The sequence below is a fragment of the Streptomyces sp. NPDC079020 genome, assembly GCF_044542225.1.
GTDB lineage: Bacteria > Actinomycetota > Actinomycetes > Streptomycetales > Streptomycetaceae > Streptomyces.
This window is the reverse complement of record NZ_JBITUB010000009.1, coordinates 283,653-303,701: the sequence shown is the minus strand read 5'-3', so window position 1 is coordinate 303,701 and position 20,049 is coordinate 283,653. Positions and strand designations below refer to the sequence as shown.

Below are 20,049 nucleotides of genomic sequence, written 5' to 3'. Positions count from 1 at the left end.
CGGTGCGACGGCCCTTCCGAGGGCCGCCACCGGGCGCCGCTCGCCCGGCCGCGCCCCGCGTCTCACCTTTTGCGGCCTCCGCGCCGGGAACCGAGCAGCAGCCAGAGCAGATACGCGCCTCCGGCGCTGACGGTGACGACTCCGGTCGGGAGCTGGACCGGGGCGAAGGCGTGCGCGGCGGCCCAGTCGGCCCCGGCGAGCAGGACGGCACCGGCCAGGGCGGCACCGGGCAGACTGATGCCCGGGGTGCGGCGGTACAGAAGCCGGGCGATCTGCGGTGCCGCCAGGGCCACGAACGCGAGGGGTCCGGCGACCGAGGTGGCGACGGCGGTGAGCGCCACACCCACCGTCACGAGGAGCAGCCGCCCCCGCACGACCCGCGCACCGAGCGCGGTGGCCACGTCGTCGCCGAGTTCGAGGACCCGCAGGGTGCGGACGAGGAACGGGGTGACCAGGGCGAGCGGCGCGAGGGCCATCAGGGCGGGGACGGCGTGTTCCCAGCCGAGCGCGTCGAGACTGCCCGCGGTCCACTGGGCCGCACGGGCAGCCACGGCCGTGTCGGCGCCGTACATCAGCCAGGTGTTGACCGAGGTGAGGATCGCGCTCACGGCAATGCCGGTGACGACGAACCGGGTGGTGGCCGTGGAGCGCCTGCCGCCGAGCGCGTACACCAGGGCCGCCGTGGCGAACCCGCCGATGAGAGCGCCGAGTGCGGTCCGGGTGTAACCGCCGGCGCCCGTGAGGAGCACGGCCAGGGCACCGGTCGAGGCGCCGGTGTTGAACCCGATCACGTCGGGGCTGCCGAGCGGGTTGCGGGTCAGGGTCTGGAAGATCGCCCCGGACAGCCCCAGGGCTGCCCCGAGGGCCAGTGCGAGGAGGGCGCGCGGCAGGCGCCAGGTGAGGACGACCGTGGTGGTCAGCGGATCCCCCCGCCCGGCGAGGGCGTGGAGGACATCGGATACGGGGACGGTGATGTCGCCCGCTGACAGGGAGGCGATGAGTACGGCCGCCCCCAGCAGTGTCAGCGTCAGTGTGGTGGTCGCCCGGTGCCGGTGCCGGTGTCGGTGTCTGGGCCTGGGCCTGGGCCTGTCCTGGGAGCGACGGGGGCCGGGGACAGCGGTCGTGGGCGCGGAGGTTGGGGGGCCGGTCACCGGATCCGCCCCTTCCGGGAGTGGAGCAGCAGGAGGAGCAGCGGTGCCCCGAGGAAGGCGGTGACGACTCCGACGGGGAGTTCGCCCGGCCGGGTGACGAGCCGGGCGGCCACGTCGGCGGTCAGCAGCAGTACGGGACCGGCGATCAGCGAACCCAGCAGCAGGCGCCGGGTGCCGGGGCCGATCAGGGGCCGCAGCAGATGGGGGACCATCAGTCCGAGGAACGACAGGGGGCCGGCCAGTGCGGTCGCCGAGCCGGCGAGCAGGGTGATCGCGGCGATGGCGACGGCCCGGGTGAGGTGGGTGCGGGTGCCGAGGCCCTCCGCCAGGTCCTCGCCCATCGCCGCCATGTCCAGGCCCCTGGCGACGGTCAGAGCCGCGATCAGGCCGGCGGCGACGAAGAGCGCGAGGAACGCGGTCGTGCCGGGCGGGATCCCGGTGAGGGTGCCGGCGCTCCAGGCGCGCATGGTGTCGAGAGTGCGGGGGTCGAGCAGGGTCAGGGAGGCCTGGATTCCCGAGAGGACGGCGCCGAGCGCGACCCCGACGAGGACGAGTTGGCCGGGGTGGCGGTTGTCGGTGGCCGCTGCGACGACGACGATCAGCAGGGTTACGGCGGCTGCCCCCGCGAAGGCGGACCAGAGGGTGACGGTGACGCCGGTGGACCCGGTGAGGGCGACGGTGAGGGTGACGGCGAAGCCGGAACCACTGCTGACACCGAGCAGCCCGGGGTCGCCGAGCGGGTTGCGGGTCACGGCCTGGATCAGGATGCCCGCGGCGCCGAGCGCGGCCCCGGCGACGAGACCCGCCGCCGTACGCGGCACCCGGACCTCCCGGACCAGGGTGACGATGTCCGCCGGTCCGGTGTGGGCGAGCCCCTGGACGATCTGATGGACTCCGACGGTCCGTGAGCCGAGCGCGACACTGGCGGCGGCGACGAGCAGCAGGACGGCGCACCCGGCCCCGGCGAACGCGAGGACGCGGGAGCGGGGCCGGGGCGCGGGCGGGGTGGAAGCCGTCATCGAGCGGAGGCGGCGGTGGCGAGGGTGGCGCGGAGTTCGCCGATGAGCCAGGGCACGGCGGCGGCGTTCGGGGACTGGAGCGCGGTCGCCGCCTCGACTCCGAGCGGCAGGTACCGGTCGGACTTGACGATCCGGAGCCCGGACACGATGGGGTCCGACTCGAACTTCTCCTGGAGCGCGCCGCTCTGGTAGGTCATGAAGAGCACATCGGCGCGGTCGTACAGGGCGGCCCGTTCATGGCTGACGTCGACGGCGCCCGGTACGGAGCCCTTCCCGTCCAGGTTCGCGACGGCGGGCAGCGGGGTCAGGCCGAGCCGGTTCATGAACCGGGCGGTGGCGTTGGTCTCCTCGGTGATCATCACGGTGAACCCGTCACGGGCCTGGCCGTACAGGTACGTCTTTCCGGCCAGGCCGGGCAGGTCGGCCTTGAGCTTCTCCACCGCCCGGTCGGCGGTGTCGAGGACCTTCCGCGCACCCTGCTCGTTGCCGAGGGCCCGCCCGATCCGCAGGGCCTCCTCGGTGGCGTCCGCTCCGTAGAGCCGCTTCTCGTAGGTGACGACGGGCGCCACGGTGGACAGGCGCTTGTAGGTGGGCTCGTCGAGGGTGAACGCGGTACTCGCCAGGATGAGATCCGGCCTGAGTCCCGCTATCCGCTCGGTGTTGATGTTCATCGGGTCGAACCAGGTCACCGAGTCGTCGAGCGGCTCGGTGTAGGGGAGGTTCTCGTCCTTCGTCTCCCCGCTGAGGCTGCCGTAGCTCGCGCGCCGACGATGTGCGCGCAGAGGGCGCCCGCGACGGCGGTGTCCGCGTAGCCGAGGGTGACGACGCGCCGGGGAGCGGCCGGGACGGTGGCCGTTCCCCAGGCGTTGGTGAAGGTGGCGGGGAAGCCCTTGCTCGGCCTGCTCGCGGCGTCCGGGGCGGCGGAACTCTCCGTGCTCCTGGCGGAGCAGCCGCTCAGGGCGATGGTGGCGGCGAGCAGAGCACCGAGCAGCGGTGTCCACGGGCGGAAGGGGCGGGACATGGTTCTCGCTTTCGCAGGGGGTGTGTCCGCGTCAAAAGGGTGTGCGGATCGCCGGTGCGGCGGTAGGAGGAGCCGGCGGCGGTGATGCGGCGGCGCTGTCATGCGTCAGCGCTCATGACCAGGCCCGGCATCAAGTAAGCCTAGCCTTAGTCTGCGGATATTTTTACATGTACGGTAAGGCAATGCTTACTTCTTCGAGGTCCGGTGTCGGACGGGCGCTGCACGGCTCGGCCGTACGTCTCGTCGCAGGGATCGGCTGCGCGGCGCTCGCCGCCGGTGCGGGAGTCGCGCTCCTGGCCGCAGTCGTCGAGTTCGTCCGCGCCCCGGACCCCCGATGGGTGTGGTGGAGCGCCCTGGCCCTCGTCGTGGCGGGGGCCCTGAACTCCCTGTCGTCCTGGCTGGCGCACGGTGCGGAGGCGGAGTTCGAACACCGGCTCCGCCGCACCCTGGCGGCCCATGTCTCCCGGCTGCCCACGCCCGCACTGGCCCGGCTCGGCGCCCAGGGCCTGCGCACCCGGCTCGACGACGACGTCTCGGCACTGCACCACGCGGTGGCCCATCTGCCCGGCGAGATCGCGGCCGTGCTGATCGCCCCGCTCGCCGCGCTCGTCCTGCTGGCCGGATACGCGGGTCCGCCCGGACTCGTCGCGCTCGTACCCGCCGCCCTGGCGGCCGTGTTCCGCCTGGTGGTCATCCCGAGGCAGTCACGGCTCTTCGCGGCGGACCGGGGCCGGACCGTCGGACGCATCGTCACCGCCGTCGACGACATGGTCCGCGGCGCGGTGATCACCCAGGTCCACGGCGACGAGTCCGGCGCCTCGGCCCGCTACGCCACCGCGACCCGGGAGTTCGGGCACGGGTTCCGGACCTGGGTCGGACGGGTCGCGACCCCGGCGGCGGTGGCCACCGCGCTGCTCCAGCCGAGCGTGACCCTGGCCGCGGCATTCTGCGTCGGCCACCGGATGCCGGCCTGGCAGCTCACCGCCGTCTGCGTCTTCGCCCTCGCCGCCCTCGCGCCGGTCCTGCGCCTCGGCCACGGCCTGGACTACCTCGGCGCCGCCCGGGACGCGGCCCGGCGCATCGGCACCCTGCTCACCGAACCCCTGCTGCATCCCGGTCCCTCGGGGGACGGGCCGGCAGCCCAGGACGAAACCGCCGGTGCCACCCATGCGGCCGGGAACCCGAAGCGGGCACCCGTCCTCGAAGCGGTCACCGTACGGGAGGCCGGACGGCGGCTCGTCGGCCCGCTGAACCTGGCCATCACACCGAACGCGGTCACCGCGGTGACCGGTCCCAGCGGTTCCGGCAAGACCACCCTGCTGCGCCTGCTCGGCCGGGGCACCGACCCCGACGACGGCACGATCGGCCTCGGGGACACGTCCTACCGGGACCTGCCGCTGGAATCGATGGCACGTCGCGTAGCCACCGTTCCCCAGTCGCCCGGAGTCCTTCCCCGGAGCGTCCGCGAGAATCTGTTGCTCGCCCACCCCCACGCCACCGATCCGGAACTGCGAGCGGCCCTGGCGGCCGCGTCCCTGGACGTCCCGCTCGACGTCCCGGCCGGACCGCTGTCCGGCGGGGAGCGCCAACGCCTCGCCCTCGCCCGCGCGTTGCTCACCGAGGCCCCGGTGCTCGTGCTCGACGAACCCACCAGCGCCCTCGATCCCGACACGGCGGAGGCCGTCATGAACACCCTGCTCGCCCTCCCCGGCCGCACCATCGTGCTGGCCACCCACGACCACGCCCTCGCGGCACGGGCCGACCACCGCATCGTCCTGGAGCACGGGGAGGTGGTCGCGTGAGGACCGCACTCGGCGCCGCGGCCGTGCGGCGCGTACGCGTCGTGGCACTCGCCTGGATCTGCGCCACCGCCCTCGAAGCCACCGCGGCCGCGCTGCTCGCGGCCACCGTCGTACGCGGAACTCCCCTGGGCTGGGCGGTGGGCACCGTGATCCTCGTGCTCGCCGCCACCGTGCTGGTATCCCGAGGCGGCTACCTCGCCGGGGCCGCCCTCGCCACCGATCTGTACCGTCGGCTCGGCCGTGCCCTGGTCCGGCTGCCGCTGGGCTGGTTCACCCATGATCACCGGGCGCTCGCCAACCGGATCGCGGGCGAGGGCGTGCCCCGGCTGATGGGCATTCCCGCGCACCTCGTGGAACTCCTCGTCCGCGGCACACTGACCCCGCCGCTCGTCGGCCTCGGCCTCGGCATCGTCGTCGGCGGGACCCACGCCGCCGTGCTGCTCGGCCTCCTCGCGGTCTCGGGCACGGCACAGACCTTCGCCCAACGGGCCCTCGCCCGCACGGACGCGCACCGCCGGACCGCCCGCGCGGCCTCGACCGAGGCGCTGCTGGAATTCTCCGAGCACCAGGAGCTCTACCGCAGCGTGGCCGGAACCGCCGGAGCGGTCAGCCGGCTCACGGACGCCTGGGACCGCGAGTACGCCGCACTGCGACGGCTCAACGCCGTCAGCGCCCCGGTGACCTTCGTCTCGGCACTGGCCACGGCCCTGCCCATGGTCGGGATGCTCGCCCTCTGCGTCGCGCTCGACACCTCTGCCCCCACAGCGTTCGCCGTGCTCCTGCTGACCCTGCGCGCCGCCGCCCCGGTCGACGAACTCGCGCTCCTCGGAGTGACCCTCGGCGACACCCGTGCCGGGATCGACCGTTACGCCTCGCTCGTGACCGTGCCCCCGCTGCCCGAATCGCCGCACCCGCGCCCGCTGCCCGACGACACCGGCCTCGGCATCGACCGCGTCGCGTTCGCCCCGGCACTGCGCGAGGTGTCCCTGACCATGCCCGCCGGATCGACCACCGTGATCACCGGCCCGACCGGCAGCGGCAAGTCCACCCTGCTGCAGCTCCTGCTGCGCGGCGAGGACCCGGACAGCGGACGCGTCACCCTGGGCGGCACCGATCTGCGCCACCTCTCCACGGCGGACCGGCTCCGCCGCTTCGCCGTCCTGCCCCAGGAACCCACGCTCTTCGACGGGACGGTCGCCGACAACATCCGTGTCGGCGACCCGGACGCCGACACCGCGGCGCTGCGCGCGGGCCTCAGCTCTCTGCTCGACACCCATCCGGACGGCCTGGACCTCCAGGTCGGAGCCCGCGGAACCGCGCTCTCCGGCGGTGAACGCCAGCGCGTCGCCCTCGCCCGCGCCCTGCTCAGGAACGCCCCCGTCCTGCTCCTCGACGAACCGACCGCCGCTCTCGACCCCGCCACCAGTGCCCATGTCACGGCCACGGTCAACGCTCTCCAGTGCACGCGAGTCGTGGTCACCCACCACGACCCCGAACGCTGGCGTCCGGACCGGACCGTCAGTCTCGTCGACGGTCGCATCACCGACCCGGAAAGCTGATCTCACGCGCACCGCGCGGCGCTGCGGTCACCGCGCGGCGCCGCGTCCACCGCACGGCCTCGCGGCCGAACGGCCGGCCGCCGGACCCGCAGCACGACTTCGGCGGCCGGGCAGGTCCCTCCGCGGGGCCCCGTACACACAGGAGTCGGCGGCCACTCCGCACACCGGGACCAGCGTCCGTACACCGCGCTCACGACAGGCGGCCACCGCCATGCGCGTCAGTGCATCGGCCACCGCCTCCCGGAGCGAGGAGGCCCCATCCGCGAGCGGCAGCTCCGCGCTCTGCGGCCGGGGCCGCTCGGCGGACCGGACGGCGGAGGTCTTCGGCCCGGAGAAGGAGAAGGCGTGGCGCGATTCCGACGGTCCGGACAGTGGCCGCGTCGCCGATGGTGTCGCCCAGGCACACGATCAGGACCCCGGCCAAGTCCCTACGAGCAGCGGCGAGGTGTGTCCGCCCGAGGCGATCAGGACCATGCAGGCGTCGGGCGGCGGACCGTGCTCCAGGGTGTCGGCGGCGATGTGCCCGGCCAGGTGATGCACGCCCGACGACGGCACCCCGAGCGAGTACGACAGGGTCTTCGCCCCGGCCGGACCCACCGTGAACGCGCCCGACGGCCGGGGGCAGTTGGTGACGGTCACGGCGCCGATGTCCCTCGTCCGCAGTCCTGCCCGGCCGAGGGACCTCCCGCGCGACGGGCGTGAAGGAGTGCAGCCCACTGCCTCGGCCTCCGGAACCATTCCGTCGAACCGCGCGTGCTCGTCCATGCTCGACACCACCGCGTGCCGGAGCAGGCATCCTTCGCGCAGGGGCGGGTTGATCGGCAGCGGCACGCCCGTTTCCTGTCACGCTTCCCGCAAATCGTGGGGAGATGAAACGGAATCCCTGGCGCGCATGCTGTCCTCGGAACACGGAGTGACCGCCGCCGAAGCATGCGGAGACCTCCAACGAAGCCTGGGGGAAGTCGAGTTCGCCGCAGGCATTTCCGCATCTGCGCAGGGGCGAATTCACGGAAGGTGGGGAACACCCTCCTGGAGAACCCCAGGGACGGCGCGCTCGGTTTCGTCGGCACCACCCCATCGCCGCACACGTCTACGCCACCGGGGCCGCGCACGGCGAGCGCGCCCAGTGCTTCGGCGGGCCGGGAACCACATGATCGTGATGCCGGACGCCGAACTGGACCAAGCCGTCGATGCGCAGGCCGTCGACGCGCTTATCGGCGCCGGATACGGATCCCCCGGAGAGCGCCGCACGCGATCTCCGAGGGGCCGTGCCCGTGGGGGAGGAAGCCGCGACCGGCTCGTGGCCGCGCTGACGGAATGCGCCGCCGCGTTCCGGATCGGCCGCTCCGACGGCTGATGTGGGTGCGCAGCAGCTGAACCGCCAGGTCATGCGCGTAGTAGGTGGCGATCCCCAAGGGGGTACGACCGTCTGGGTCTGCGAGTTCAGGATCCGCACCGAACGCCAGCAGCACGGCAGTGGTGTGCACCGTCAACGGCTGGCCACTCTGGAGGGCGCCATCCCCCTCGGTATCGATCGCGTGAGTCAGCAGCGTCATGCTGCTGAAGACCTCATCAGGATCGGCTCCGTTGGCGAGCAGGCGGGCCAGGGTTTCCGCATCCTCGTGCTCAACCGCATGATGGGCTGGTGTCCAGTAGTCGCTCATCGGGGCATTCAACAGCGATCGAGACGCCCCTACCAGCGATATTTCCCACTGTCGGCAGCCAAATGAGATGACCTCTGAGAGGCCAGCCCAGCGTGGCCGACCTCACGCCACTGGCGCCGCCAGCGTTCCACCGACCGCTCCGAGACACGCAACGCGGCAGCGATCCCCAGTTCCTTTCCCATCCGCGAAGCGAGACACGGCCTGGAGCCGGACCTGCTCCCGTGCGGCCCTCTCATCGTCGGTCAAGCCACCACCCTGCGGATATCTCACCTCACCAGGACTACCGAAGCCACCCGCACGCCGTCCGGCGAACAGCCCGACATCACCCGATCAAGTTCAGTACGGGCCATAGCCGAAGTCCTCGCACAGGAATCATCTGTTCCTCTTTTCGCCGGCCTTGGCCTCTCGGGGGAATCTCGCACGGTCAGACACGAAACGTCCGATATGCCATCGGGCGCGCTGACTCAAAACCGTTGACGCATCCATCAATCGATGATTGTCTTCGATCTGATCTTGCCTCGAGAGAACGCGTCAGCAAGAGGAACCCGGGGGGGAAATGATACTGACTCGCACAGAAGGGTGGAGGGTAGAGCCCTTCTCCGACTTGTCTGCGGCATTCGTCTTCTTCGTGAGCCCAGTGCGAATTACGGTACTCGATCGACTCACTTGGTACGTGCTGGAGCTCTGCGAAAACCGCACGGAAGCCGACATCATCGCAAAGGTCGCTGCTCTCGGTAACGCGAACACATCCGACCGAGCCCGGCAGATAGTGAAAGATCGGTTGCAGGTCTTGCGTGATCGCGGCTTGCTGGAGGTTTCCGTATGAGTAGTAAAACCGTGCAGGTCGCTTTGTGTGAAAGGGCTGCAGAGCTGACCGCATCGACCGAGGAATACCTCACTACGGGAATTTTCGGAGATGCGGCCAACATCTCTGATACCGTAGTCGCCTATTATCGGGGAGCGGCCTGGGCGTGCGAACAGGCCTGTGGGTTCGACCCTGACTCATTGAGTGAAGAATCGTTTCCTCAACTGGAAAGCCTACGACGTTTCGCTATTGACGAGGCTCTGCATCATCTCATGGCTGGAGAGCCCGATCAGGCGCGCGGAGTCCTGACTGAGCACCTCGCGCTGCGCACTCGTGCCATTGCCGATCCTTGGGTTGCACGCGATACGTACTCAAGCGGCCGGTTCAGCGAGCCCGCTTTTCCGCACGGTGGTACGGAACACTGGCTCGGTCGCCTCTTTCTGAAGCGATTCAGTGACACCGCAATAATCAATGGTAAAAATGTCGAGATCACACTGCGGCCGGTTACGGACCGCATCGCAGCAGCCCGCACCCGAGCCATCGCACTGGCGCAACGAAGTCTGCCCCGGTTGGCACGTGAACTCTTCAGCTCCGTACACCATGTCGTTCTCTATCAGGCAGCGCAGCCCTATAGTGGTTACACTATTTCGGCGCCCCTCTTTATCTTTGTTGCTGAGCAGACATTCGATCGGGATGAGGTGGCCGCCGAGCTCCTGATCCATGAATGTCTGCATCAGAAGCTCAGTGACATCAGCGTGATCCGCTCACTGCTCCGCCCGGATTATATTGATTCGGAGAGCGCCACAATCGCTGTCCCATGGTCCTTCGGCAGCGATCGAATTCGTCGCTTCAGTGCAGACCGTTCCTTCGCCGCTTTTCATGTGTACGCTCACCAGTCCCTTCTCTACCTAGGGATGCTGGCGACGTCGAACAGCGACAGCGATGCTGCGCTGGCAGCTGACAACCTCGTTCTTTCCTGGGCCCGTGCTGCGCACTTCGACCGAGAATTCAGCACCGGCCCGATCCGTGACGAATGGGGACCCGACGGGTACCGGTTCGTTGAATGGCTGAGCCACGCACTCTGTGAAATCGGAAAGTTCCGTCTCCCTGACGGAACGATTCTGAGCTCGCATGCGGACGCGTTCGCCAAACCCAAGACTGCGGCAGACAACTGAACTCCCCGAGCCGCGGGGGAGAAAAGGGAAGGGTAAGTCATGAGCAACATCACTGAGCTCGAGTCGAACCTGTCGGACCTCTTCGCATCGTTCGATGTGGACGTTGCAGAGGAAAGCGCTCAGGGCTCCACCGATGTCATCCAGATCGATGCCCGCGAGATTCGCATTGACCTGGTGGGCGCGATGGGTACACGCGCAGCCGGCAACTAATGAGAACGGGCCCGGTCACGTATCCATCGTGACCGGGCCCATTCTTTACCCTTTTGGAGGACAGTAGATGCTTTCCGCGCCAGCGCCACTTGTCACCCCGCCGAGCGAGGGGCTGCTCGAGCATTTGGGGGAATTGCCCTCTCCTGCTCTGGTATACGATTTCGATAATCTGCAGCGGTCGGTCGAGATCCTCAAGGAAGATCTGGCTCGCGTAGAGGGCGCCGAGGTGAACCTGGCGCTCAAGGCATGCCACACCCCGCGTGTCCTGTCGTTCCTTGCCGGCCTGGGCCTGGGAGCGGACGTCGCCTCCGTGGGGGAGCTGGAACTGGCAGTAGGAGCCGGTTTTCGACGCATCACCGCCACCGGTCCGTCATTTTCGCCCGAGCAGCTCCCTCTGCTCGACAAGCACCAGGTAATGGTCGATGCAACTTCCATGGAGCAGTTCAATGAGATCTGCACCAGTCGGCCGGGGAAGTCTGTTGGTCTGCGATTGAGAGTTCCTCTTCCCAAGTCGTTGCACAATATCGCCACGTTCGGCTCCGGCAGCCGGTTCGGCGTACTTGCGAACGACCCTCGCATCCAGGAAGTCCTTGACCGCACGGGGTGCCGCCTGACTCGATTGCACACGCATACAGGTCAGATGTCCCCGCAGCACGTCATTTATAAAGTGCGATACCTGCTCGCTGTCGCCGAAGCGTATAAGAGCATTGAAGAGATCGATCTCGGCGGCGGCTTCTTCGCGCTCTACTCAGATCGCGAGCAGGCTCAGCGGGCCTGGGATTCAGTGGCCGTCGACCTGGAGAATTTTACGCGGAAGACGGGTCGGAATATCCGCATTCTGGTCGAGCCCGGTGCGGCAATTCTCTCGTTCCATGGTTACCTCGTGACGACGGTCCGGTCTGCTGAGTACGGGCATCCCTTCTTCCAGGCCGACGTGCTGACCGTGGATTCTTCGGCATGGAATTTCTCGCCGTGGCACAAGCCTCAGTTCATTCCATTGTCCCCGCGCCGCGAGGACGAGTCGTTGCGTCCCACGCTGCTTGCCGGTGACACCTTGTACGAGCACGATTTCTTCGGTGCAGATTCGCTCGGCCACAGGCATCCCCTTCCCCTGCCCGAGATGAATCCAGGTGAGCGAATCGTGATCACAACGTCTGGTGCCTACACCATGACAAATTCGCGAAACTTCAACCGGTTGCCCCTGCCGCAGGAATACATCCTCCAGTCAGGACAGATCGAGAGAGTCTGATGATCGCTGTTGCGGGAACCGGCTCGGGGAAACTCTCCCTGGAACGTGATCTGCTTGCCGAAATGGCCGGCCTGGCTGCAGATCAGGGGGGTGACGACTCTGCTCAATGGGCCTCACTTGCAAAGTCAGTCACCCAAATCGACCTCAAGAACCAAGATGATCTTTCGGCCGAACGGCACCTGGTCCAGGAAGCTGCCCGTGCGCGAACGCTGCTCCTTCGGCGTGGGCACCGAATGGAAGAGCAGTTCGAGCGGTCGCCGGATCTCGCAACGCATCGCACGCTCCCGGGCGGAGAAAGGCTCCAGCTCGGCTACGAGCGAAGCCTTCCCGTTGACGCACTCGAACGGAAGCTGGCCGACAGCGGCCGTGTGCCACCCAGCGGATGGCACCGCAGAACGGTCGCGTTCAGCAGTGGAATGGCCGCGATAACAAATCTGATCCAGAGTCTCACCTATATGCTGAGCCCATCGGAAAAGCGTCCGATGCATATAGATTTCTGGGGTGACTACTTCGAGACCGGTGGGCTTCTGCAATACCTTTCCGGTGCAACCGTGCGGACGCGTAAGCTCGCTCCTCACGATCTCCCCATGGCGTGGTCCGGCCCGGAGGCTGCCGACGTTCTTCTGATCGAGCCGATTCGGTACAACTGGTCACTTGATGCCCTCAATGTGAGCCAATTGGTGAACGGATGGCGCCGTGGACCCGCACGTGCGCCCATCATCATCCTCGACACCACGCTTGCCTCGCCGGCCTGGCCGACTGCCGCATTCCTCGATGCGCTGGTATCTCCGGCCGGTGCCCCGCTGGTGGTGGAAGTGCGCTCCGGTCTGAAACTCGATCAGCAAGGCATGGAGATATCGAACCTTGGCGTGGTGGATATCTTCCAGCACGATCAGGCTATGAATCCTGCCCTGACCGTGCAGCATGTCGAGGAAACGGTCAAGGCGGCAAGAGGTATCACCGGGGCCTGTCCGTCAGCCGCTGCCGTTGCCGCGCTCGACGCACCTTTCCTGCTCGATGAGCGGTGGACGCAGATACACAGCGGCCGCCTGTTCCTCAACAACGCATGGCTGGCAGAACGCTTGGCCACCTGTACGGACGGCCTGTTCCGGTCCTTCGCACATCCCTCGCTGTCCGAAGGGTCCAGCCGTGCCAACGCTCCCTTCATCGTGTGTGAGCTGCGTGAGAATACCCTGGACAACCATGCCGTGCTGCTGGCTGTAGTTCGGAAAGAGATCGAGCAGCGCCGTCTCAACATTGTTTACGGAAACAGCTTTGGATTTAGAACCACGAGATTCGATCTCATCGTGCCGCGCAAGACCGAAGGAAATGCTCTGTTCAAGGTTGCCGCGGGCGCACTTGGCGGTCCGTCCCTGGACCACTTCTGTGAAATTCTCAGCGAAATCGCCTCCTACCCATCGATAGCCAAGTTGCGTGAAACTTACAATATGGACGCGGTAAAATGGAAATGAGCAGCAAAATCTCTCAGAATCCGCTCAGCAATCTTGTCCGCGAACTCAGCCGCAGAGAGCGCAGGCCCCTCGCATTCTTCACGGCGCTAGCACTCGCGGGGGCGGCAGCGGAAGCGACCGTACCTCTGCTCGTCGGAGCATCACTGAGCGCCGCACTGGACGCGGGTCCGGGACAGCTGGCCGCAACGGTGATGGGACTGGGCGCAGTTCTCGCCGTCGGAATCATCACCAACGTCACCCGGAATGTCATCGCTTCACGGATCAAGGTGCGCAACGCGGCACAGGTGCGTACCTCGATCGCTGAGAAAGCGGCGCGAGCCCCACGCGAAGTGGCGGCATCCGCACACCAGGCACAGGTCGCCACGGTCGTTTCCTACGACGTCGAGCGAGTGACCAGCTTCCCCATCGCGCGGATCAAGCTCGTTGCCTCGATCATCGGCATGGCTGTCGTCTCCGCGTACTTGCTGTGGATCTCCCCCTGGGTGACCCTGCTCATCCTCGTGGGCGTGCCGACCTTCATGTGGCTCACGACAAAGATCGCGGAGCCTCTTGAGGAACGACAGGAAAGGCATCGCGAACTGCTGGGCAAAGTGGCCGAGCTGAGCTCGGACATCGCCCTGGGGCTGCGCATCCTGCGCGGCCTCGGCGCGCAGAACGTCATGCGGTCACGGTTCGAGAAGGCGTCGCTGGACACCGAGCGGGCCGGGGTGAGGGTCGCTCAGACCGAGGCGCTTCTGTTTGTCTCGGGCAATCTGCTGCCCGGCATCCTTCTCACCGGTGTTGTGGCACTCGGAGGTCACCTCGCGGCGTCCGGCGCCATCGCGGCCACCGACCTGGTCACCTTCTACGCTGCTTCGGCCTATCTGGTTCTGCCCGTCTCCACCGCGGCCGGCTACAGCGGTCTGCGCAGCAGCGCGCGGGTCGCCGCAAAGAACATCGTGGAGATTCTCGACATCCCGGAAGACGACTGGCCCGGCCGGCTCAGCCCCATTCCGACGGATGCGGACCTCCTCGACCAGGTGACGGGGGTGCGCGTGCCCGCCGGCAAGCTGAGCGTGCTGGTACCCGATGCCGATACGGAGGAACTGGGCCGCCGGCTCGCCGGGTTGGCGCAGGACGCGGACGTACCGGTTCTCCTCGGTGGACGTCCTCTGCGGGACTACGACCTCAATGCGCTGCGGGATACCGTGCGATACCACGGTTCGCGCACAACGATGCTCTCCGGTAGCGCCCTCCAGGTCCTGGACCCCACCGGCCGACATGATGACGAAGCCCTCCAGGCGGCGCTGTGGGCAGCCGGCGCCACCGATGTGATCGACCGGCTCCCCGAAGGACTGCACACGCACATCGACGCCGACGGGCGCAGTGTGTCAGGCGGACAACGGCAGCGGCTGGTGCTGGCACGTTCGCTCCTCGGCGAGCCCTCGATACTCGTGCTCGTCGAGCCGACAACAGCTCTCGACGCGGTGACCGAGGTCGAAGTCGCCCGACGTATCGCCGAGCATCGCCAAGGACGCACCACCCTGGTGATATCCCGCAGCGGGGCATTCCGTGCCGTGGCCGACCAGGTGCTCCGTACCCAGGAGGGAACCTGTGTCTGACCTCACCCACACCCTGCCGGTAGCCGACGCCCACAGCGTCGGACGCAGGGTCCGCGATCTGCTCACCCGATTCAGGGGACGGCTGACCGCGATCGTTGCCGTCCACGCGGCGGCAACAGCCTGCGGGCTCATTCCCCCTCTGGTGCTCGGCGAGATCATCGACAGAGTCTCGTCCCACCAACAGCTCTCACTTCTCCAGTCGGCCTCTGTGATCGCGGTGGCGCTGCTCGTCGGAGCAGTGCTGGAATTCACCGCGGCGAAGTGGTCATTCATTCTGGGTGAGCGCGTCTTCTCCATTCTCCGCATGCAGTTCCTGACCGGCCTGCTCGCCATGCCGCTGCGCCATGTGGAAAGAGCGGACGCGGGCGAGATCCTGTCCCGGTCCACCTCCGACATGGACGCGTTGCAGGAAGTGACGCGCACCGGTCTCCCGGAGACCATCGTGGGCTCGGTGACGACGGCCATGACCCTTGGCTGCGCCTTTGTCATCAACCCTCTGCTCGCCCTGGGATGCCTCGTCGGATTTCCCCCCATCATTCTCGCGACCCGGTGGTACGTCCGCCGTGCGGAGAAGGCGTACGGCGACGAGCTCGAGGCGCGTGCGGCGGTATCGAGTCAGGTCACTGAGTCCGTACGTGGCCACGAGGTCGTCGAGACGCTGGGGCTGGAGGCGGTCCGGAAGACTTCCGCCTCACGCGCTGTCGCGCGAGCGGTCGAGACGGCGAGCGAGCCGATCCGGCTCGAACAGCGCGCCTTCCCCGTGATCCAGGTCGGATACCATCTCCCACTGCTTGTCGTGGTGGGCTGGGGTGCATGGCTGGTACGTGACGGCAGCGCCGACGTGGGGCAAGTCGCGGCTATCGCGCTGTACATGCGGGCGATCCTGTCCCCGCTGGACGACCTCATCTACTGGTTCGGTGAGGCACAGCCGGCCAGGGCGGCGCTCGCCCGGATCCTTGGCGTTGCCACGGACCCTGTTGCCGCTCAGCGCGCTGTCCCGAAGGAGCACGCTCCACTGAGGCAGCAGGAAGCGTTGAGTGTTCAGCGGCTCTCCTTCGGCTACGTCGACGGCACGAGCGTGCTGCACGACATCGACCTCACGGTGCACACCGGTGAACGGGTCTGTGTGGTGGGCGCATCGGGGGCGGGCAAGACCACGCTGGCCCTACTCCTGGCCGGCATCCTCACCCCCGCGTCCGGGAGCATCCGCGTGGCGGACCCCGGTCGTTCCGACGACAGCCGCCTGGACATCGTCCTGATGACGCAGGAGGACCACGTCTTCGGGGGCACGGTCGCCGACAACCTGACCCTGGTTCGGGCCGACGCTTCCGAGGCCGCCATCTGGCACGCGCTGGAGGCTGTGGGAGCCGACGGCTGGGTCAAGTCCATGAGCGATGTCCTGCGGACCACATTGGGAGCAGACGCACATACCCTCACTCCCGCTCAGGCACGCCAGCTCTCCCTGGCTCGGCTGGTCCTGATGAAGCCGAGGGTCCTCATTCTGGACGAGGCCACCGCTGGTCTGTCCGAGGAGGAGTCGAAGCGGTTCGCGACACTCCTTCCCACCGTCCTGCAGGACACCACCGTCATCCAGATCGCCCACGACCTGTGGGCTGCACAGAACAGCGACCAGGTCGTTGTCATGGAGGGCGGCAAGATCGTCGAGCAGGGAAGTCATGCGGACCTCCTCTCCTCGGAGGGCGCTTACACACGTTTGTGGAATTCCTGGCGCTCGGCGTCCCTCTCACCGGAGCAGCCGAGATGACCGCGGCAAGCAGGCGGCACGCCGGAACGGTCCTCATGATCGCGCCGGGTGCGACCCGGCAGGACACCCCTCAGGGTGGCGCTGATCTGATCTGGCCGCAGGATGGCCGAAGGATCGCCCTGGGCCGGACATCGCTGCACATCCTCATGCAGTTTGCCGTTCCTGCCACAGCGTCATCCGTTGCGGATCGTATGGAGCGATCTGCACCGGGAAGCATGGAAGTGGTCAACAAGGCTGTCGCCACGCTGGTGGAAGCGGGCGCTCTCTGCGAGCGCGAGGTCCTGCACCCGACGCCTTCCGGACGTGGCTCCGGCCTCTTCGGCACGCCCGTGGTGAAGATCGACGACGCGATGAACGGGACCGATGATTTCGTGGTCATCGGGGCGCCCTATGACCACGGAGTCACTTATCGTCCTGGGGCTCGCTTCGGTCCTGAAGTACTGCGCCGCGTGAGCACCACCGTGTATCGAGCCGAAGCCGGCCGACGCGGAGTGTACGACGTCGAGACGGACAGCCGACTGCTCGCCGGGGTCGGCATAGCGGACATCGGGGATGTGTCGGCGGCGCCGGGAGGGCTGGGAGAGGACCTGCTGGAGGGCCTTGAGGAGATCGTCGCATTGACGGCACACAGCAAGAAGGTGCCTGTCGTGCTGGGCGGAGACCACTCCATAACACTCCGGGTGGTGGACGGCCTGACCCGCCATCATCAGAGACTCGGGTTGCTCCATTTCGATGCACACCACGACTTCGGAAAGATCCGCACGGGCCGACGTGTCGGAATGCACCACGGAAATTTCCTCGACTGGGTCGTAGGAAATCCAGCCGTGGAATGCGTGGCTCAGTTCGGTATCCGCCAGCTCACCCAGAATATCCCGCAGGAGTCAGAAAAAGTGCGGCGGTGGCCTGGCCTGACCGCGGTAGCGGCGGATCCGGCCGACATGGTCCGTCAACTGCCCAGTGACCTGGTCTGGCATCTGACATTTGATGTGGATGTGCTCGACCCATCAGTGATGCCCTCCACCGGGACCGTACTGCCGGGCGGCTACACCTATCGTCAGGCCGAGACGATCGTCAGCGCACTCTGCGACGCCCTGCCCGTCGTCGGCGTTGACTTCGTGGAGTATCTGCCTGGAGCCGACGAAGCGCCTGGCGTCACCACGTCCGCGCTTCTCCTGCGGACCTTGCACCATATAGCCGCCGCGCGGAAGGAGCCGCTGTGACAAGCGTTCAGATACTCACACCGGAGATCCTGCCGGATTTTACTGAAGCGCTGAAGCGGAACAGCAGTGACGGTGTCGACGGCATCGACCATATGCGAATGTCGCGGGTGACCCGGGCGATGGGAGATTCCTCTGCCGCATTTATTCGGGTCGATGGCGAGTTCGTCGGCTATGTGGCCAACCTGCACGACAGGGGAAACGGCTTCGAGCTCGTCGAATGTTTCGGCGAGGTCCTGCCTCCGTGGCGACGTCAAGGCTTTGGCGGGCAACTCGTCGACTGGGCAATCCAGCAAGCCGCAGCGAGAAGTCACTCAAGCATGCTGGAAATTGTGATTGATGCCGTCGCGGAAGAGGGCGGACTGAGTTCGCTACTGGAATCTCGAAGGTTCAGCTCCTCGCACTTTACGCAGGTCTCGGCAAAGGCTGTCCAGCGTGATGTCGCAGTGCTGCGCCCCTTCGAGATCCGCACGATACGCGCGGAGGACGCCCTTCTTGTCGAGGACCTGTCCAAGCGTATTTCGAAGACGGAACCCCTTGCGCGCGGCGGTGAAATCTCCATGCATTCCGCACTTCGCCACCCGTACCTGCGGAGAGATCACTGCCTCATTGCGTTCGGCCCCGGTGGCGGCCCGGCCCTCGGAGCGGCTCTTACCATGGTCTGGCCGGACGACGCAGAGGACCTGTGGATAGAGACCCTCTGCACGGAGCCGTCGGACGCCCGTTTGCTCCGACAGATGGTCGTGGACCTGCTGCGGCGCGCCGAGGGTCATTTCACAACCGTAAGCATGGGTGCCTCCGATGCCGTACTGAGTGAGCTCGTCGGCCTGGGATTCGCCGCAGAATACACGTGGACCCGCAACTCGCTGTTGGTGATGGCGAGTTGATGACGGCGGGGTGTGAAAGGGGAAGTGGTGTCCGCTGGAGTGCTGCAGGTGGGGTGACCGGTTGCGGTGTCTCTCAGTGAAGGCAGGTCCGTGTTGCGGGAACCGGAGTTTCCCCGCCCATGGAATCACCGAATCCAGGAAGGTCGCCCGAATGATTATTCAAGCATTCAAAGAAAATGATGCGAAGATTCTTTCGCTCCTTGACGGCAATGGTGGCGGGGTGGAGCTGAAGGGGGGCGGTGGGGGCGATATTCTTTCGGGCGTGGCAGATGGCGGGTTCGATACCCTCGATTTCACCGAAATATCTGGCGACATTCGGAATCGAATAATGTCCGCTCTTGATGAAGCACTGCTTCCTGGGCCGCCCACCCGGATCGTGGTCCGTAGGTATGGCCGAGGCTCCTGTTCGCCACCGCACAAGTTTCACGAGGAGCTGCCAAGTAATTCCGGTCCCGACAGCTGGACGGTCCTGTGTGCACTTCAGGACTCGGAGGTCGACGCGATCACCTACGGGTCGGGAGAAAAGTTTTCTCGGCACTTCGACCGTGCCGGCAGTGGGCTTTACCTCGCGCAGGATTCTTGGTGCTGGACCAGTCCGGTGCGAGGAGAGATGCGGTACACCCTAGCCATCGGAGGAGAGCAGCGATGGAAGAGCTGAAACTCGTTCGCAACCTGGTGCGCAACAGTTCTGAGATCGTCAGCATTGCGGAGTTGCATCGAGATCTCTTCGAGGACTACCCGTCGAGTGCTGCGGTGGCGGCGCGGACGCCGGATCGTGATCCGTTCGACCCGTACCGGGACTCGGAGTACGAGGACGATGATCGCTACCACGTATTGCAGGCCAACCACATGCCGGCCGATCTGCTGGAAGCGGTCATCCGGGGGATCGCTGACGCCGACTCCGATCTCAGTCGATTCTACGTTCAGATCAACCGTTACGATCGAGGTGACTACGTCCTGCCGCATCGGGACAAGGTTCAGCAGGGCCTGTACATGCTCACCACTTCCACAAAGGACGGGCTCGTCGCCCAGAGCAGCGATGGGCGGATGAACTTCATCGATGACCAGGCCGGCACCTTGGTCCTGCACGACGCGGCAGCATGGCATTGGGTTGATCCGGTCCAGGATGGACCTCGGTATACCTTGGTGACAATTCCCCCGCGGCCACCCCGTAAGAGCTCGTAGCGCGATCTTGCTGATGTGCGCTGATGGGCGATACCGGCGTGACGAGTCGGCCGTTCGTGAAGGTGTGGGTCAAGGCTGTCCCGTAATCCCTGGCGGATCAGCGCGCGGCGTCGGATGCGGTGCATCGCAAGGCGGAGGGACGCCCGCAATACTGGATGTATGCGGGCGTTCCGGCCACGCCGCGAAATGCCGTGGCCGTCGTCGCGCCATCAGCGACTGCGGGACAGCCTTGCCCGACCGTGGACCGTGGACGGCGACTTGTCCCCG

At 66.8% G+C, this 20,049-nt stretch carries 19 protein-coding genes and 2 pseudogenes; 13 read left to right on the top strand and 8 right to left on the bottom strand.

Annotation, left to right across the window (positions count from 1 at the left end; translation table 11 throughout):
- Positions 1-62: 62 nt before the first annotated feature.
- The 4 genes from ACIGJO_RS21165 to ACIGJO_RS21150 are packed head-to-tail and all read right to left on the bottom strand — an operon-like array spanning position 63 to position 3,191.
- Positions 63-1,151: a FecCD family ABC transporter permease gene (locus ACIGJO_RS21165; RefSeq protein WP_399960198.1), complete on the bottom strand. Its 1,089-nt coding sequence runs from the start codon at positions 1,149-1,151 to the stop codon at positions 63-65.
- Positions 1,148-2,170, bottom strand: a complete 1,023-nt coding sequence (locus tag ACIGJO_RS21160; RefSeq protein WP_399960196.1) for a FecCD family ABC transporter permease — start codon at positions 2,168-2,170, stop codon at positions 1,148-1,150. The genes ACIGJO_RS21165 and ACIGJO_RS21160 overlap by 4 nt, the downstream gene beginning before the upstream one ends.
- Complete coding sequence (locus ACIGJO_RS21155) at positions 2,167-2,859, bottom strand: ABC transporter substrate-binding protein (RefSeq protein ID WP_399960194.1); 693 nt, start codon at positions 2,857-2,859, stop codon at positions 2,167-2,169. Before ACIGJO_RS21155 ends, ACIGJO_RS21160 begins: the two co-directional genes overlap by 4 nt.
- Complete coding sequence (locus ACIGJO_RS21150; RefSeq protein ID WP_399960192.1) at positions 2,856-3,191, bottom strand: hypothetical protein; 336 nt, start codon at positions 3,189-3,191, stop codon at positions 2,856-2,858. The genes ACIGJO_RS21155 and ACIGJO_RS21150 overlap by 4 nt, the downstream gene beginning before the upstream one ends.
- 182 nt (positions 3,192-3,373) lie before the next feature.
- On the opposite strand from ACIGJO_RS21150, the gene ACIGJO_RS21145 reads away from it, so the two are divergent.
- Together ACIGJO_RS21145 and ACIGJO_RS21140 are read left to right on the top strand one after the other, a co-directional pair.
- Positions 3,374-4,993, top strand: a complete 1,620-nt coding sequence (locus ACIGJO_RS21145) for an ATP-binding cassette domain-containing protein (protein ID WP_399960190.1) — start codon at positions 3,374-3,376, stop codon at positions 4,991-4,993.
- Positions 4,990-6,552, top strand: a complete 1,563-nt coding sequence (locus ACIGJO_RS21140; protein ID WP_399960187.1) for an ABC transporter ATP-binding protein — start codon at positions 4,990-4,992, stop codon at positions 6,550-6,552. Before ACIGJO_RS21145 ends, ACIGJO_RS21140 begins: the two co-directional genes overlap by 4 nt.
- 27 nt (positions 6,553-6,579) lie before the next feature.
- Here ACIGJO_RS21140 and ACIGJO_RS21135 read toward each other — a convergent pair whose 3' ends face one another.
- Both ACIGJO_RS21135 and ACIGJO_RS21130 read right to left on the bottom strand, forming a co-directional pair.
- Complete coding sequence (locus tag ACIGJO_RS21135; RefSeq protein ID WP_399960278.1) at positions 6,580-6,924, bottom strand: hypothetical protein; 345 nt, start codon at positions 6,922-6,924, stop codon at positions 6,580-6,582.
- A 36-nt stretch (positions 6,925-6,960) separates the two neighbouring features.
- Positions 6,961-7,383, bottom strand: a complete 423-nt coding sequence (locus tag ACIGJO_RS21130; protein WP_399960185.1) for a hypothetical protein — start codon at positions 7,381-7,383, stop codon at positions 6,961-6,963.
- Here ACIGJO_RS21130 and ACIGJO_RS21125 point away from each other — a divergent pair.
- Positions 7,333-7,903: pseudogene (locus ACIGJO_RS21125) on the top strand (aldehyde dehydrogenase family protein); the annotation flags it as partial. The gene ACIGJO_RS21130 and the pseudogene ACIGJO_RS21125 overlap by 51 nt on opposite strands.
- On the opposite strand, the pseudogene ACIGJO_RS21120 reads toward ACIGJO_RS21125, so the two are convergent.
- Both ACIGJO_RS21120 and ACIGJO_RS21115 read right to left on the bottom strand, forming a co-directional pair.
- Positions 7,896-8,216 (bottom strand): annotated as a pseudogene (locus ACIGJO_RS21120) (ankyrin repeat domain-containing protein); the annotation flags it as partial. The pseudogenes ACIGJO_RS21125 and ACIGJO_RS21120 sit on opposite strands and share 8 nt — an antisense overlap.
- A 29-nt stretch (positions 8,217-8,245) precedes the next feature.
- On the bottom strand, positions 8,246-8,398 hold the full coding sequence (locus ACIGJO_RS21115; RefSeq protein WP_399960183.1) for a helix-turn-helix domain-containing protein: 153 nt from the start codon (positions 8,396-8,398) through the stop codon (positions 8,246-8,248).
- Positions 8,399-9,038: 640 nt separating this feature from the next.
- Between ACIGJO_RS21115 and ACIGJO_RS21110 the strand changes: the two genes are divergently transcribed.
- From ACIGJO_RS21110 to ACIGJO_RS21065, 10 genes are all read left to right on the top strand, one after another.
- Complete coding sequence (locus tag ACIGJO_RS21110) at positions 9,039-10,196, top strand: aKG-HExxH-type peptide beta-hydroxylase (RefSeq protein ID WP_399960181.1); 1,158 nt, start codon at positions 9,039-9,041, stop codon at positions 10,194-10,196.
- A gap of 39 nt (positions 10,197-10,235) precedes the next feature.
- A complete protein-coding gene (locus tag ACIGJO_RS21105; protein ID WP_266926585.1) occupies positions 10,236-10,406 on the top strand; it encodes a hypothetical protein in 171 nt (56 codons plus the stop codon).
- A 67-nt stretch (positions 10,407-10,473) separates the two neighbouring features.
- Complete coding sequence (locus ACIGJO_RS21100) at positions 10,474-11,655, top strand: diaminopimelate decarboxylase family protein (RefSeq protein ID WP_399960178.1); 1,182 nt, start codon at positions 10,474-10,476, stop codon at positions 11,653-11,655.
- Positions 11,655-13,127 (top strand): hypothetical protein, encoded by a 1,473-nt coding sequence (locus ACIGJO_RS21095; protein ID WP_399960176.1) that lies wholly within the window; start codon positions 11,655-11,657, stop codon positions 13,125-13,127. Before ACIGJO_RS21100 ends, ACIGJO_RS21095 begins: the two co-directional genes overlap by 1 nt.
- A complete protein-coding gene (locus ACIGJO_RS21090; protein WP_399960174.1) occupies positions 13,124-14,728 on the top strand; it encodes an ABC transporter transmembrane domain-containing protein in 1,605 nt (534 codons plus the stop codon). The genes ACIGJO_RS21095 and ACIGJO_RS21090 overlap by 4 nt, the downstream gene beginning before the upstream one ends.
- Positions 14,721-16,493, top strand: coding sequence for an ABC transporter ATP-binding protein (locus ACIGJO_RS21085; protein ID WP_399960172.1), 1,773 nt, complete (start codon positions 14,721-14,723; stop codon positions 16,491-16,493). Before ACIGJO_RS21090 ends, ACIGJO_RS21085 begins: the two co-directional genes overlap by 8 nt.
- Positions 16,490-17,713 (top strand): arginase family protein, encoded by a 1,224-nt coding sequence (locus ACIGJO_RS21080; RefSeq protein ID WP_399960170.1) that lies wholly within the window; start codon positions 16,490-16,492, stop codon positions 17,711-17,713. The genes ACIGJO_RS21085 and ACIGJO_RS21080 overlap by 4 nt, the downstream gene beginning before the upstream one ends.
- Positions 17,710-18,597 carry a GNAT family N-acetyltransferase gene (locus ACIGJO_RS21075; protein ID WP_399960167.1) on the top strand — a complete coding sequence of 296 codons (888 nt, stop codon included), beginning with the start codon at positions 17,710-17,712 and terminating at the stop codon, positions 18,595-18,597. The genes ACIGJO_RS21080 and ACIGJO_RS21075 overlap by 4 nt, the downstream gene beginning before the upstream one ends.
- Positions 18,598-18,748: 151 nt before the next feature.
- Positions 18,749-19,255, top strand: a complete 507-nt coding sequence (locus ACIGJO_RS21070; protein WP_399960165.1) for a hypothetical protein — start codon at positions 18,749-18,751, stop codon at positions 19,253-19,255.
- Complete coding sequence (locus tag ACIGJO_RS21065) at positions 19,243-19,782, top strand: 2OG-Fe(II) oxygenase (RefSeq protein WP_399960163.1); 540 nt, start codon at positions 19,243-19,245, stop codon at positions 19,780-19,782. The genes ACIGJO_RS21070 and ACIGJO_RS21065 overlap by 13 nt, the downstream gene beginning before the upstream one ends.
- Positions 19,783-20,049 lie beyond the last annotated feature (267 nt).

Coding starts and splice junctions, on each gene's coding strand:
- ACIGJO_RS21105 (WP_266926585.1), top strand. CDS start 10,236: ATGAGCAACATCACTGAGCTCGAGTCGAACCTGTCGGACCTCTTCGCA.
- ACIGJO_RS21095 (WP_399960176.1), top strand. CDS start 11,655: ATGATCGCTGTTGCGGGAACCGGCTCGGGGAAACTCTCCCTGGAACGT.
- ACIGJO_RS21100 (WP_399960178.1), top strand. CDS start 10,474: ATGCTTTCCGCGCCAGCGCCACTTGTCACCCCGCCGAGCGAGGGGCTG.
- ACIGJO_RS21080 (WP_399960170.1), top strand. CDS start 16,490: ATGACCGCGGCAAGCAGGCGGCACGCCGGAACGGTCCTCATGATCGCG.
- ACIGJO_RS21065 (WP_399960163.1), top strand. CDS start 19,243: ATGGAAGAGCTGAAACTCGTTCGCAACCTGGTGCGCAACAGTTCTGAG.
- ACIGJO_RS21090 (WP_399960174.1), top strand. CDS start 13,124: ATGAGCAGCAAAATCTCTCAGAATCCGCTCAGCAATCTTGTCCGCGAA.
- ACIGJO_RS21070 (WP_399960165.1), top strand. CDS start 18,749: ATGATTATTCAAGCATTCAAAGAAAATGATGCGAAGATTCTTTCGCTC.
- ACIGJO_RS21115 (WP_399960183.1), bottom strand. CDS start 8,398: ATGGGAAAGGAACTGGGGATCGCTGCCGCGTTGCGTGTCTCGGAGCGG.
- ACIGJO_RS21110 (WP_399960181.1), top strand. CDS start 9,039: ATGAGTAGTAAAACCGTGCAGGTCGCTTTGTGTGAAAGGGCTGCAGAG.
- ACIGJO_RS21150 (WP_399960192.1), bottom strand. CDS start 3,191: ATGTCCCGCCCCTTCCGCCCGTGGACACCGCTGCTCGGTGCTCTGCTC.
- ACIGJO_RS21160 (WP_399960196.1), bottom strand. CDS start 2,170: ATGACGGCTTCCACCCCGCCCGCGCCCCGGCCCCGCTCCCGCGTCCTC.
- ACIGJO_RS21145 (WP_399960190.1), top strand. CDS start 3,374: ATGCTTACTTCTTCGAGGTCCGGTGTCGGACGGGCGCTGCACGGCTCG.